Here is a 14205-nt window from a genome sequence, read left to right on the forward strand (position 1 = left end):
CTAAGAAGCGACGGGCACTCTACTAAAGAGTGCCCTGTTTCTTTGATACCCGCTCCCCGAATCACCTTACTCTTCTTCAACTCCGTTTTGAACTTATCTATTTTGGGTTCGTCCCGAAATAGTCTACAACGACCTTACGGAATTCCAAAGCAGCCCGCGAAATGTAACGGCTCTTGTGCCCTATTAAAGCGATCTCCCTTACTAGCTCGTGGTCCTCTACTTGGAGATAGTGGATATTTTCCCGCGAATTCCGTGCCGTGCTTGGTAGGAAGGCTATGCCAATTTCGGCTTCCACCAGAGCGCTTAACCTTGCGGGTTCATCTCCCTCATACACATATTTAGGCGCAAATCCAACCGAGTTGCATACAGAATCCACTAAATCGCGAGTACCGTAGCCTCGCTTTACACCGACAAACCATTCATCCCTTAGTTCTGTCAAGGATACGCTGCTTCGGTCGGCCAGCCGATGCCCCTTCGGGATAGCTACAAGGATCGGGTCTATGCACACGATTTGACATTCAATATCTTCCCCTTCTATCGGAGGTGAAGACAAGCAGAAGTCGACCTCTCCCCTATGAAGAAGCGTTACCATTTCCTGCGTGGCAAGCATTTGGACATGAAATTGGATATCGGGCATTTTTTTCCGAAACTCTCGAAGAATAGGAGGCAGCGTGCTTGCGGTGGTCACCGCCAATTCGAGTGTGCTAGGTTCCAGGCCGGATAGATCCCTCATCTCCTGCTTCCCCTGTTTCAATTCAAACAAAGCCCTTTCCGTACGACGAAGAAATCTGCTTCCGAATTCATTCAATCGCAGTTTCCTGCCTGTTCGATCGAATAGAGGGACCCCCAGATCCTCTTCCAGACGTTGAATCGTTTTGCTCAGCGACGATTGAGTAACGTGCAGACTTCGTGCAGCTTCGGTCATATGTTCCAACCGAGCTACCGCAAGAAAATAGTGCAATTGAAGAAGTTCCATTTCCTACCCCCATATATTCCTTCAAGTCTATGAAATCATAACATGAAATGCGTTGGAGTAAATACCTCGTTTCAAGTAGGCTATCATTAAAATACTTTAGGGGGACTCCACTAATGAATGCCCGCAGCTGGTGGTTGATGATTTCCGTTGGACTGGGGATCCTGCTCAACCCGCTAAATTCTTCGATGGTATCTGTTGCTATTCCAAATCTGCAAAATGTGTTCCAACTTGACTTTACACGTGTTTCCTGGATTATTTTTTCTTTCTACATTGCAAGTGCTGTCGCTCAACCTGTCATGGGAAAGGCCAGCGATCTATTCGGTCGCAGGAAGATATTTCTTACCGGGCTTATTGTAGCCTTCTTTGCATCCATGGCAGCTCCATTATCATCCAACTTCGGGTGGCTTATCGGGTTCCGCATTGTGCAATCTGTCGGAACAAGCATGATGGTTGGGGTTGGAATGGCCATCATTCGCATGTCTATTACGGAGAATCAAGCGAGTGCGCTGTCTGTTTTGTCCATATTCCTATCGGGAGCGGCAGCCATTGGCCCCTTTATTGGCGGAATCTTGATTCATTTGTGGGATTGGCCCGCTATCTTCTTCGTCAATATTCCGTTTGCGGTCGCTGGCTTTCTATTGGCTTGGAGGACGATTCCTAAGGACGAACCGCCAGCATCCGTTACACGGGGCATGTCCTTTCGTAAATGGTTGCATTTGATTGATGCGTCAGGGATTCTGCTGTTCACAGTGGGACTGGTTGCCCTGCTCGTTGGACTACTCTCGGTCAAATCATCCGGACCTATCACAGTAGGAAATGGTATTGTCGGGCTGACAGGCCTCATTCTGCTTTTGGCTTTCATACGACACGAGCTAAAAACGACGTCACCCTTTATTCCTTTGCGCATATTCGCCAGATATCCTGCGATGACTTGGGTCAATGTCGAATTCATGCTCGTTAACGTACTTTATTACTCGCTCTTCTTCGGGCTTCCGTCCTACTTGCAAACGGTGCGTCATGTAAGCGAATTCCATATAGGGATTCTTATGTTAAGTTTAGGCGTGTGTTCGCTCGCTGCTTCTCCATTGGGAGGTCGATGGATTGATAAATCAGGGCCCAGACCGGCATTGTTCCTGTCCGCAATCTTAATGACATTCGGGTCAGTGTGGCTCGTGACATTGAATCCAACTTCACCGGTTATCAGCGTGTGTTTGGCTTTGGCCGCATTCGGCATTAGCAACGGGTTAAACAATGTCGGGATGCAAGCGGCCTTGTTCCAAAGTTCACCGAAAGAAATAATCGGTGTAGCATCCGGATTATTTAACACATCCAGATACCTCGGAACCATTCTCTCTTCTCTGTTGATTGGCACAGTCATGGGAGGTAATTTCAGCTTCGAGGGATTTCGAACGCTTGGGATTATCCTCACGGTAATTGCATTGTCTTTGATATTCATGAGCCGGCGGCGCCGCTAAAAAAGATTTCTTTCCTAATGTAAAATACTTTTAACAAAAAAATATGACCGATTCGGGCTATATCGAGAAACTTATTGTGAACTCCGTGATAAAAAAACTTCTCGATAACGAACAATCCTTAAACAAAATGTTGTTTAGGGATTGTTTTTTTCGTTTCAGGATGATTTTTTTATAAAAAAGTCTTCTCCCTTGTATGATCAATTTAGCTAGTAAAATCTAGTAATACCTACAAGGAGGATTTATTCATGAAAAAAATGGTTTCGGTATTCATAACCGCTATGCTGCTAACTATTCCGGCCACCTCTGTTTTTGCTCAAACGAATCATGATCCTGTAAAAGAAAAAGCCAAAGAGCTTGCGTCGAAGATCGTGTCCGGTTATGGCGCAAGCGGGATACAGTATGCAATTAGAGATCACGGATCCCTTGTTTTATCCGACAGCGCCGGTGTGTCCGACAAAGCTAACAAGCAGCCGATCACCCAAAACACCATGTTTGGCATCGGCTCGGTAAGTAAGATGTATGTTACCGCTGCAGCGATGATGTTAGCCGATTCTAAGAAAATTGAACTCGATAAACCGCTGACCACCTATATCAAGGAATTTAAAATGGCGGATGAACGATACAAAAAGATTACACCGCGCATGCTAATGAATCATTCATCGGGACTTTACGGCAGCCACTATGGCAACGGTACGATGTTCGATGACAAGGATACGAGAAATCATGATGAATTACTGGAAAAGTTAAAATCAGAACACTTAAAAGCAAACCCGGGTGAATTTTCGGTGTATTGCAATGACGGCTTCCAACTGCTTGAACTCTTGGTTGAACGCGTGAGCGGGTTAAGCTACAGCAGATTCCTCGAAACTCATGTAAGCAAACCACTTCAATTAACCTCAACTAAAACACCACTTGATTCCTTTGACAGAAACAGGCTCGCAAAAATCTATAATCCCGCGGTGGATCAAGCTTTACCCGTCGAAAATGTCAATGTCCTCGGAACAGGTGGCCTTTACTCCACAGCCGAGGAACTAAGCAAGTTCGGTGAAGTCCTGATCGGCAACCGAACTGATATTTTATCCGAAAAGTCGGTCAAGGCCATGCAAAGTCATGAGTATCTGAACGGCGTATGGGTCCCCGAAGAGAACAACACCATTAATTATGGTCTTGGCTGGGATGCCGTCCGTTTAGCGCCCTTTGATGATTATGGAATAACGGCATTATCCAAAGGCGGTGATACGCAATCGTATCACGCTGTCTTGATTTCCCTGCCCGAACATGATATTTCCATCGCCGTGCTTTCGTCGGGAGGGACTTCTATCCACAATACCGCTTTCGCATCGAATGTTTTATTGGAATATGCAAAAGCCAAAGGCATCATTAAAGAGATTTTGCCTGAGAAGACATTTCAACCGCCCGTGAAAGTGGATATGCCTTCGGATATGCAGGCTTATTCCGGATTATACGGTTCCGTAGGTAAAACGGCAAATTTGGAGATCAAGAACGGAGAGATTGATTTGCCCGCTCTGTTGGGCGAAGTCATACCGGCTCAAAAATATGTGTATACGGGCAGCGGACAATTCAAAAACAACGACGGGAATGTGACCCTGAGCTTTGACCTAGCGAAAAACGGAAAAACCTATTTAAAGCTTAACACTTATTTGAATTTTCCCGGCGTAGGTCAAATCGTCATCGTAACCTATGATTTTCAAAAATTAGACCCTAACCCGCTCGATCAGACGACTAAAACGGTGTGGGAACATCGAAACGGGAAAAACTACTACGCAGTGGATGAAAAGATAACTTCCGTCCGCTATATCAACCAAGCGGGTGTGACCATCAAAATATCCGTTGATACCGGTCATGGATACGCATCAGGCACTAAAATTGTTAGCGAGAATAAAACAGTGAATGCAGCCGCTATTCCGGTTATTACCGGCAGAGATGTTTTTGACTTGAATTTCTATCAAAAGAACCATAAGGAGTATCTGTCAACCCATGGACAGGTCTATATCCGTGAAGATGCGATTCAGCCCTTTTCCCAAGGAAACTCCGAAATTCGCAGCATACCTTCTGATGGAAAGGCCGTCTGGTATAAAATTGATAAAAAATCAGCCAATCGAGTGTTAACCGTTAAAGCTCCGGCAAGCGGGGGATTCGCCGTTTATGACGCGGAGGGAACGGTCGTGAACTTCTCAAAGGTAAGCGGCATGCATTCGGTAGTACTGCCTGAAGGCGGGATGATCGTTTTTGGCGGCAACGCGGGGGATGTATTTAAAATTGATCTGAAAAATAACTAGATCTGACAAGAAAAAGCCCGCGATTTACGCGGGCTTGACTCGACCTCTGACACAGGTTTCTACAGGATTTAGAATGGAGTAATGGATACACTCCAATCTGACCTTGGGGCTGTAGAGTACACCCGAACTACGTATTCACTCCCGGTGACTAAAGGAAGAAATTGCGCGCTTGCAGCAAATGAGCGGGGGGAGTAATAAAGAGGAAAGAAGCGCTCCTCTCTGTCCAGGTCTTCTTCTCCCCATGAATGTACTTTAAATAATGCTGCCTTCAAGCTAGGGGTGCTGCCGTTCCCCGAATAATAAGCATTCAGATTATAGTTAAAAGTCCACAGCGGTCCTTGAAATGTAAATCGGTAACTATACACTTCCTCTTCGCCACTTGCCGCTGCCGTTGAAGATATGGACAATAAAAGGGTCAAAAATATTAAAATCATACTAAATCTTCTTTTCATTTTATCCATCTCCTTTTTGGAAAAAACGGGTTCATCCTGAGCAGAATACTCAGCCTAAAACCCATAATTTTCCTGTTTAGAAGATTATAGCATGAAACCATTAGACCATCCATATATTTTAATTACTAGCAAATTATACAATAAAGACAATCGTTTTGATTTAAAAAGCGGGAACAAATCCATTGGACTTGCTCCCGCTTTTCCGGCTTTTGAAAGTTGTTTAGTAAGCTTCTACTTATGCCCAGCCAATAAAACCTTCACAACCTTGTCCAGTTGAAGCTCCAGCGAATATGGATCCTCCATTACAAACTCATCTTGTTTCTCTCCGGAGGAACCGTAATAGTACACCTGGCCTTTTTTAACGGCAGGAACACCTTTCCATACCGGACTGTTTAAGATTTTCTCCGCCCCTTTGTCTTCTGCGCCGTAGACAAACACATGATCACCTAAATAGTCGGGAAGCACTTCAAGAGAAACCTTCGCAAATCCATCTTTCATTTGGAGAGCTTGTTTCGTAGGAGGCAGCCGCAGCATTTGATAGATCGTTGAACTGCCATAATTACCGCCTTCCGCTGCCAGAACATACAGCCCGTTCCACCCGAATTGCACGATCGAAACGGTCTCCCCTTCTTTGATGATACCGGCGATTTTCTTTTTGGCATCCGCTACTTTCTGCTCGTATTCAGCTATCCATTCCTCCGCTGCCTGTTCCTTGCCGAATATTTTACTAATTCTGCGGAATTTATCTATGGGTCCTGCAGTTGAATTATCTTCCCAGTAGGGCAAGAATACGGTAGTTCCGATTTTCTCGTAAAGCTCAATATTCTCTTCGATTGAGCTTATAATTAAATCCGGCTCCAGATAGGTTAATTTCTCCGGATTCATCGGAAAATCGCCGAGATCTTCAATGCCGGCCATAACGGTTTCCGGTAGGCCCGATTTACTGATCCACGCCTCGTTGAGCATGATGCTTCTAACTCCGACCGGTACTATACCCAGTTTCAATAAATAGCCGAAATATTGATCGGAGGCCACTCGTTTAGGCTCAGCCGGTATCTTTATATCTCCCTTCTGGGTAGATACTATTCTTGTTTTTACTGTCGCCGCTGCTTGCTGATTAGACTGTTCCGTCTTATTTGCCGAGCCTTGCGAATTAACGTTTGGATGTGCCGTATTCCCGCACGCACTCACCAATAAAGAAATACACATTACCAAGGCCATGACCGCTATCTTCGTTCTTCTTTGCATCAATAACTCTCTCCCCGTTTTGTATTGATAATGATTTTCAATATCATTATAGAGAGGATTATTAGTTTGCAGAACGGCAATTCCATCCATAGATAATGGCAATTCCCGATCTTGCCAATCATGAGCATGCTTTTTCCTAAAGCGGGCAGGAGATAGCCCCTTATATTTTTTGAAGCTGCGGCTTAAGGAATGCGCATCCATAAAGCCAACCTGTTCCGCGATCTCCTGCAAAGTTGCGTCCGTTCGCATCAGCAGCCGTATAGCATTGTTCATTCGCACTTGATTTAGATAGTGAATCGGACTATTCTGCATCTCACTCTTGAACTGCCTGGACAGATGTCCTTCACTGCAATCAAGCGCTTGGGCCAGCGATTCCAGCGTAATCGTCTCAGCGTAATGCTCATGTATGTAATGAGCGGCCAGTGAAGCCAGATTAGGCCTTACGGGTCTAATCCTTTGTTGATCCAGTTGCCTTAACAGTTCATAGACGAATTGATAAAAAATCGCTTTGACATGCAGCTTATCCAATGCATGGGTCTGATCCCACTCTTTCTCCAACCGTACAAGCTTATCAAATAAAGCTAAAGGATGGCTTGGAGCAAAAGCATATTGAAAGTGAAAAGGATTATCCTCTCCCATCAAGTGCACAAATTCCTGGCGATTAGGCAAAGGCAGAATCGGTTTGTACAAGATCATATAATATTCCAGCTCATCGCTTGCCAAAATAGTCAAATTCATACCCTTCCCCCCATGAAAAATATAGGGCTCTTTGGCCACGTGGGCATTTCCGTCCAGCCATACCTGGGCACTTCCACGTATCGTATAGAGGAATGCGCTGACAGGCAGCCGATAAGCTCGCAGCGCTTCTCCCTTCTCCATGGCTGTATGTCGAACATCCATGATCTTTATAAAAACCTGATTCCATAGCATCATGTGATCCTCTAATTTCAAGTGGTCCACTCCTTTTCCCGTCCGCAAAAAAACCATTTTCTTTCGCCGAGTCGAAAGGAGATGGTTCTTTGGGGGCCGTTTATTTAGCTTTCTGCTCTTCTCTGTATTCTTCACGCCATTTGTCACGCTCAGTTTCTTTGACCCGAGGGCAAGTAAAACAGTAATGGCCGCCATCAACCAGATAATACAGACAGCAAGCTGCTTTCAACCGTACTTGCTTATCGGGAGAGGCCTTTGATTGGGTCATACGAAATTTGACGTTGAGCGGATTTTTGCTTTTTCCAAAAACAGCCCCGTTCAATGATTTCACAATCTCGTAGTTTCTTGTCATCCGGTGCATGACAGTCTCACATTCTTCGGATTCCATCAGCCTTTCGTACCCGTACTCAAGCATGGTCGGCAATTGGCTCCACAGCATGCCCGTCTTTAAGGTGCCCGCTTTTGCAATCGTCTCAAAAACCGGCCGCACGGTCTGGGATAAAAAGCGGCTCAGCTTCTCTTCCGTCCAGCTTGCGCGTTCCAGCGGTTCGTCAGGTCCGTCATGAAGCTCAAGATTGGTCAATAAAAAGTTAATCGCATAATATTCGCGGTCATTATAAGAAGCGGTATACATTTGAACGGTCAGATTATCCAACGTGAGATCAGGCGTTTTATTCCAGGCGGACAACATATAAATGAGGCCGAGAAGCGGCCCTTGGAACCAGTCCGCCATATAGACTTCACCAACCGATGGATCCAGCCCTTTTACTAGAGGCGTGTAAAAATCCAGCAGCAGCTTTACTTTATTCTCGTCGGTCAAGTCAGCGGCAGGGCAACTAAACACGGGATTTTCCTGTTTTTTTGCCGTTACATTAAAGGTACTTTCTAGCTTCTCCAGCATGGCTTCGTTCATCGTTTTTCGCTGCACCTCTCATTCTATCCCTTAACAATACATGGAAATCGGTTTTATTATACCTTGACTGATAATGATTATCAATAAAGTTAAGTAAACAAACCCTAATAACCTGCCCATAGGGCGGTTTATTAGGGTTTAGAGACTTTTTTAGAGGGTTTATTTTATTCCTTTCATAAATTCTCTAAAATTTTCAGCGATTTCTTTGAATTTGGTATGGTGTAAATAATGGGATCCGTCCATTGTTATTACTTTTCCATGTACAGAATCTTTTATTTGCCCTTCATGCAGAGGTATCCATCCTTCTACACTTGTATTATTCGCTTGTACAAAGAGAAGAAGGGGAAGATTTTTAGGGAATGTTAAATTTTGAGCCCCCTTAAAGTTAGAAGAAATATTTTTCATTTCATTTAACATTGTGTTATTATTCGCGTTTTTATTCATAATCATCTTCATTTGTTCCTTTGTTTTATCATCAAATAATAAGGATGCATATGGGTCACTACCTACATTCACGATGAATCTTTGAAGGCCTGATTGCTTAAGAAATCTAAACATGGTTAATGGGAATTTAACATCCATCCCCGGTTGTGTGGGTACACTGCTATCGATTCCGACAAATGCACTCACCTCGTTTGGATATTTGTTCACATAATCCAATCCGTAAATGCCTGCAATGGAATGGCCCATTAGCGTGTAACGGTCTATATGAAGCTGCTGTAAGGCTTCATGCATTTCGCTTACAATATTCTCTGTGCTTCGCTCTTTTTCGGTTCTATCACTTAATCCATAACCGAAAGGATCGATTGCAACAACTTTGTAGTATGGCGATAATTCATCGATAAGCAGCTTAAAATCAAGTGCTGGTGCGGCTGTTCCGTAACCAGGCAGAAGCACTACCGTTTCTTGCCCTTTTCCTTGAATCAAAACATTCATTTTTTTCCCATCGACGGTTACAGACTGACCATAGGGTTCTATTTTTCCTTGTTCCGATTTACTAGCGACCTTATCAACAATAAAAACAATGGCTAGAAAAAGGACGATTAATATAGCTATAGCTCCTAATGATTTAAGTATCATTCGAAGCGGCTTACTCATCCTCTTTTTTATTACCTCTGCTTTTAGTTCCATACTCATCTTCTCCTATCTTTATCTGTTTATCTGGCTGCCAAAACGGGTTACTACCGATAGCTTACACGACGAAGATGTACTCCCTATGACGACAATATGAACGGAGGATGAACAAGATTTGGATGACTTATTTTATTTCTTTCATAAATTCTCTAAAATTCTCTGCGATTTCTTTGGAATGGGAACGATATAAATAATGTCCTGCTTCCAGTAGGACCACTTTTCCATGTGCAGAATCTTTTATTTGCTTTTCGTGCTCGGGTATCCATCGATCCGTTGCTGGATGATTCGCTTGGATAAAGAAAATAACAGGAAGATTTTTGGGGAATGTTGAATTTTCAGCCCTTGTAAAATTAGAATACATATGTTCAATTTCATTTAATAGGTTGGAATTAACCATGTTTTTGTACATAAGAATTCTGATTTGTTCTATTGTTTGATCATCATAGGGTAGCTCAGCATATACGTCGGTATCCGGTTTCATTAGCAATCTGGAGAAACCTGATTTTTTGAGTAGTTTAACCGTTTCTATTTCTGAAGATGAAAACCTCTTCTCGCTTAGCGTTGGAACACTGCTATCGAGCCCGACAAATGCACTCACTTCGTTTGGATACTTGTTTACATAATCGAGTCCGTAAATCCCTGAAATAGAGTGGCCCATTAGAACATAACGCTCAATATGAAGAACCTGCAGCGCTTCATGAATTTCACTCACAATGTTCTCTGTGCTTCGTTCCTTATCGGTTAGATCACTTAATCCATAACCAAATGGCTCAACCACAACGACTTTGTAAAAGGGTGATAGCTCTTCTATTAGCGGTTTAAAATCAAGAGCCGGTGCTGCTGTTCCAAAACCAGGCAGGAGCACGACGGTTTCTTCGCCTTGTCCTTGAATGGTAACATTCATATTTTTCCCATCTACCGCTACGTGCTGACCATAGGGCTCTAATTTTTTTTGCTCCGAATGAGTGCTGATTGTATGAACTGTATAAACAATAGCTAGCAAAAGCACGATTGCTATAAGGATCGCTCCTATGACTTTAAGCAAAATGGTGCGCACTTTATTAGTTCTTGTTCCATTCCTCATTTTCATTTCCTCTGTTTGTGTCACTCTCATCGTCTCCTGTCCTCATCTGTTTATAGAGCTGCCTAAACGGGCCGTTAAGGCAAGCTTATACGATGAAAATGTACTCCCTATGTCGACAATATGAACGGAGGATGAACAAGAAAAAAATGCTACGTCGTCACATGCAAGGAAGCTCGCATGTGACGACGTAGCATGGAGAATACGGGGACAGCATTAGACAATCCAAATCATACAACTTTTCTTATTTAATTCCTTCCATAAATGCCCTGAAGTTTTCAGCGATTTCTTTTGATTGGGTATGGTGTAAATAATGGGTTCCTTCAAATGTCATCACTTTCCCATGTACAGAATCTTTTACTTGCTCTTCATGTAGTGTTGACCATCCTTCAAGTGCCGCACTATCCGGTTGTAAAAAGAAAATGACAGGCAGGTTTTTTGGGAATGTCAAATTTTCAGCCGATTTAAAATTAGGAGACCTATTTTCTATTTCATTCACAATGGTGGGATTTCTAAAGTTTTTGTAAGAAAGAATTCTCATTTGTTCTTTTGTTTCATCATCAACGGGTAGTGCAGCATACGGGTCAGCACTTAGTTTCATTATCAGTCTGCCTAAACCTGATTCTTTGAGTAGAGTAATTACTGAAGAAGGTATTGGAGATTCAACAACCTTATCACCGTATTGCTTTGGAGCACTGCTATCGATCCCGGCAAATGCACTCACTTCGTGTTCATATTTGTTCACATAATTTAGTGCGTAAATACCCGAAATGGAGTGACCCATTAGAATATATCGGTCAATGTTAAGACGCTGTAAAGCTTCATGAATTTCACTTACAATATTTTCTGTGCTTCGTTCCTTATCCGTTCCATCACTTAATCCATAACCAAAAGGCTCAACCACGACGACTTTGTAAAAGGGTGATAACTCTTCTACTAGCGGTTTAAAATCAAGTGCTGGTGTTCCTGTTCCCAAACCCGGTAGTAGCACGACGGTTTCTTCGCCTTGTCCTTGAATCAAAACATTCATATTTTTCCCATCTACTGTTACAGACTGACCATAGGGTTTTATTTTTCCTTCCTCTGATTTACTGCTGATCTTATCAACGACAAAAACAATGGCTAGAAAAACGACGATTGCCATAACGAATGCTGCAACTATTTTAAGTAAAACGATAAGCCATTTTTTCATCTTATTTGCTGGTTTTTTGCCTGTTGTTGTGTCCAAGTTCATTTTCTCCACCTCTTGTATTTTCACTCACACCTTCTCCTATCGTTATCTCTGTATTGGGCTGCCTTAACGGGTCGTTAAGGAAAGCATATACGATGAAGATGTACTCTCCATGACCGCAATATGAACGGAATATGAACAAGTAAAAAATGCTGCGGCCCACATACAAGGAAGTTTGCATGTGGGCCGCAGCAGTATGGAGAACGCGGTCTAGTCAATCCGATGGATACCCGGTGAATATTATTAATCAGTTGGCGTAGTGATTGGCAAGGCGACAATGAAGGTCGTTCCTTGACCAAGCTCACTTTCTACTCGAATGTCGCCTTGATGCAGCGATACGATCTGTTTAACGATGGCAAGTCCCATCCCGCTCCCGTCAACCTTGCGACTGTGGGAACGATCCGCCTTGAAAAATCGCTCAAATATACGCTTCTGGTCATCAAGGGGAATGCCGATACCAGTGTCAGATATTCGGACTGTCACGTTTTTGATATCTTGTCCGATACTTACGTTAATCATGCCGCCATCCTCGGAAAATTTGATGCTATTGCCAATAATATTCGTCCATACCTGGTTTAATAGCTCATGATCCGCCGTTACTTGTATCGTATCTAAATCAAGCTCAAACTGCAGCCTGCGAGCATTCCATTGCGGCTGGAGCGCAACGATGACCCGTCTGATCTGTTCATCAAGGCTACGTGTGGTCAAACGAAGTTGCCGTGACTGCGATTCCAGCAAACTCAGCTTGAGCAGGCTATCGCTCATTTTGGACATCCGCTTCGCTTCAGCGATAATAATATCCAGATAACGGCTTCGTTCATGATCTGAGAGACCTACTTGCTTGAGTGCTGAAGCATAACCGGATATCGAAGTGAGCGGAGACTGCACCTCGTGGGACACGTTCGTCACGAATTCCCTGCGCATCTGCTCAAGTTGCTTCAAATCGTGCATCATGTCTTCGAAGCTGCGAGCCAACGTACCCAGCTCACTCGACTGCTTAATATTCAGCTTGACGTTGAAGTCTCCAGCGGCTATCCGCTTGGTTGCTTTTGTCAGCTTTTTGATTGGCCTTACTAAGAATATAGAGGCAACCAGAATCAATAAGCTTCCTGCGATCAACGAACTGGTTGCAAAGATTATTCCCCAACGGGCGACAAAAGTGGCGGAAGGGGGGGCGAGGGTTTCCAAAAACATCGCCTTTGTTCCCATTTCTGTTTTCAACGGCAACCCTAAGAGGACCGAAGCAATCCCATTCGGAGTGTCTTGAACAACGCCTCCATCCATTACTTTCTTTAGCTGCTCCATCGTCACAGCGGCTGGTTTGTGTCCGTTAAGTTTTCCGTAAGACTGGAACCCACCCGTTGCTTCGTAAATTCGAATATGATAGGAATCGAGCTGCTTCATATCGCTTACGAAAGAATCCGCTTCACGTAACGGAAGGGTTTTATAAATCCGGACAATGTCTTGGCCAAAGTTACGTAAGTTGATTTGCGCGTTTAAGTTTAATTTATCTTCGAATATCCAAGTCGACACAAAAAAAGCAATGACCGTGCCTGCGATGACGCTGACTAGAAATGTCAGGACAACACGTATATATAAGGATCTGATCATTCGCAGACCTCAAGCCGGTAGCCAAGCCCGCGCACCGTTTCGATACGAAAATCGGGTGTAGTCGCGAATCGTTCGCGCAGGCGTTTAATATGCACGTCTATCGTTCGATCATCTCCGGCGTAATCGATCCCCCAAATTTGATCGATCAACTGCCCGCGCGTATAGACTTGTCCGGGTGTTCCGGCAAGCTTATACAGGAGTTCAAACTCCTTGAGCGGCAACGTCAGCGACTCCGATCCTCTCACTACCTTATAGGTCTGCCGATCAAGGATAACGTTGCCGAACTGGATCGTCTGCGTGGAGCCAATCCGGTATCGTTTCAATAATGCCTTAACACGAACCGTCAACTCTAGCGGATCGAATGGTTTCGTCAAATAATCGTCCGTCCCAAGTTCGAAACCTTTCACTTTCTCCCATGTTTCGCCTCTCGCGGTCAGCATAAGTAACGGAAGATCAGGGTTGGCCCTTCGGAGTTCCTTGCATAACGTCCAGCCATCCATAATCGGCATCATAATATCGAGCACGACAAGATCAATATGCGTCGAGGCATAGACGGTCAGTGCTTCCTTGCCGTCTGCCGCTTCCGCTGTTGCGAATCCGTCGTTGCGTAGAAACAAACAGACGAGTTCGCGAATGTTCGCATCGTCATCCGCAACCAGTATAGTAGGCATCTGTTCCCTCATTCCTGTTTTCCATCCTAGACAGTAGTACATATTATTATACTATACATAGATGTGATATACTCTTCTCCTATTATTTCTAAAAACCGCATTGTACGTTATATACAATCAGGAAAATATCGAGGTAATGATGGACAGAGGTACCTCCCGTCTTTGTTGTCCTCTGTCATTATC

Annotated in this window: 11 protein-coding genes; 2 read left to right on the forward strand and 9 right to left on the reverse strand. The window is 43.9% G+C overall.

All coding sequences use genetic code 11. The features are described 5' to 3' along the window. Positions 1-97: 97 nt before the first annotated feature. Positions 98-976, reverse strand: a complete 879-nt coding sequence (locus HMPREF1207_RS00375) for a LysR family transcriptional regulator (RefSeq protein WP_009674462.1) — start codon at positions 974-976, stop codon at positions 98-100. Positions 977-1089: 113 nt separating this feature from the next. Between HMPREF1207_RS00375 and HMPREF1207_RS00380 the strand changes: the two genes are divergently transcribed. Continuing rightward, a complete protein-coding gene (locus HMPREF1207_RS00380) occupies positions 1090-2451 on the forward strand; it encodes an MFS transporter (RefSeq protein ID WP_009674451.1) in 1362 nt (453 codons plus the stop codon). A gap of 245 nt (positions 2452-2696) precedes the next feature. After that, a complete protein-coding gene (locus tag HMPREF1207_RS00385; RefSeq protein ID WP_009674466.1) occupies positions 2697-4751 on the forward strand; it encodes a serine hydrolase domain-containing protein in 2055 nt (684 codons plus the stop codon). 68 nt (positions 4752-4819) lie between these two features. Here HMPREF1207_RS00385 and HMPREF1207_RS00390 read toward each other — a convergent pair whose 3' ends face one another. From HMPREF1207_RS00390 to HMPREF1207_RS00425, 8 genes are all read right to left on the reverse strand, one after another. After that, complete coding sequence (locus HMPREF1207_RS00390) at positions 4820-5203, reverse strand: hypothetical protein (RefSeq protein ID WP_016423344.1); 384 nt, start codon at positions 5201-5203, stop codon at positions 4820-4822. A 231-nt stretch (positions 5204-5434) separates the two neighbouring features. Further along, complete coding sequence (locus tag HMPREF1207_RS00395) at positions 5435-7402, reverse strand: AraC family transcriptional regulator (RefSeq protein WP_016423345.1); 1968 nt, start codon at positions 7400-7402, stop codon at positions 5435-5437. A 79-nt stretch (positions 7403-7481) separates the two neighbouring features. Continuing rightward, positions 7482-8294 (reverse strand): (2Fe-2S)-binding protein, encoded by an 813-nt coding sequence (locus tag HMPREF1207_RS00400; protein WP_009674463.1) that lies wholly within the window; start codon positions 8292-8294, stop codon positions 7482-7484. Positions 8295-8453: 159 nt separating this feature from the next. After that, a complete protein-coding gene (locus HMPREF1207_RS00405) occupies positions 8454-9425 on the reverse strand; it encodes an alpha/beta hydrolase (protein ID WP_009674459.1) in 972 nt (323 codons plus the stop codon). 127 nt (positions 9426-9552) lie between these two features. Further along, positions 9553-10542: an alpha/beta hydrolase gene (locus HMPREF1207_RS00410; protein ID WP_016423346.1), complete on the reverse strand. Its 990-nt coding sequence runs from the start codon at positions 10540-10542 to the stop codon at positions 9553-9555. A gap of 211 nt (positions 10543-10753) precedes the next feature. After that, positions 10754-11767: an alpha/beta fold hydrolase gene (locus HMPREF1207_RS00415; protein ID WP_016423347.1), complete on the reverse strand. Its 1014-nt coding sequence runs from the start codon at positions 11765-11767 to the stop codon at positions 10754-10756. Positions 11768-11983: 216 nt separating this feature from the next. Beyond that, complete coding sequence (locus HMPREF1207_RS00420) at positions 11984-13351, reverse strand: sensor histidine kinase (RefSeq protein WP_009676456.1); 1368 nt, start codon at positions 13349-13351, stop codon at positions 11984-11986. After that, complete coding sequence (locus HMPREF1207_RS00425) at positions 13348-14022, reverse strand: response regulator transcription factor (RefSeq protein WP_016423348.1); 675 nt, start codon at positions 14020-14022, stop codon at positions 13348-13350. Before HMPREF1207_RS00425 ends, HMPREF1207_RS00420 begins: the two co-directional genes overlap by 4 nt. Between the last annotated feature and the right edge of the window lie 183 nt (positions 14023-14205).

It is taken from the genome of Paenibacillus sp. HGH0039 (assembly GCF_000411255.1).
Classification (GTDB): domain Bacteria; phylum Bacillota; class Bacilli; order Paenibacillales; family NBRC-103111; genus Paenibacillus_F.

Excerpts from the sequence above, each read along its gene's own strand:
- HMPREF1207_RS00385 (WP_009674466.1), top strand. The coding sequence starts at position 2,697 with ATGAAAAAAATGGTTTCGGTATTCATAACCGCTATGCTGCTAACTATT.
- HMPREF1207_RS00390 (WP_016423344.1), bottom strand. The coding sequence starts at position 5,203 with ATGAAAAGAAGATTTAGTATGATTTTAATATTTTTGACCCTTTTATTG.
- HMPREF1207_RS00425 (WP_016423348.1), bottom strand. The coding sequence starts at position 14,022 with ATGCCTACTATACTGGTTGCGGATGACGATGCGAACATTCGCGAACTC.
- HMPREF1207_RS00375 (WP_009674462.1), bottom strand. The coding sequence starts at position 976 with ATGGAACTTCTTCAATTGCACTATTTTCTTGCGGTAGCTCGGTTGGAA.
- HMPREF1207_RS00410 (WP_016423346.1), bottom strand. The coding sequence starts at position 10,542 with ATGAGAGTGACACAAACAGAGGAAATGAAAATGAGGAATGGAACAAGA.
- HMPREF1207_RS00405 (WP_009674459.1), bottom strand. The coding sequence starts at position 9,425 with ATGGAACTAAAAGCAGAGGTAATAAAAAAGAGGATGAGTAAGCCGCTT.
- HMPREF1207_RS00400 (WP_009674463.1), bottom strand. The coding sequence starts at position 8,294 with ATGAACGAAGCCATGCTGGAGAAGCTAGAAAGTACCTTTAATGTAACG.
- HMPREF1207_RS00380 (WP_009674451.1), top strand. The coding sequence starts at position 1,090 with ATGAATGCCCGCAGCTGGTGGTTGATGATTTCCGTTGGACTGGGGATC.
- HMPREF1207_RS00420 (WP_009676456.1), bottom strand. The coding sequence starts at position 13,351 with ATGATCAGATCCTTATATATACGTGTTGTCCTGACATTTCTAGTCAGC.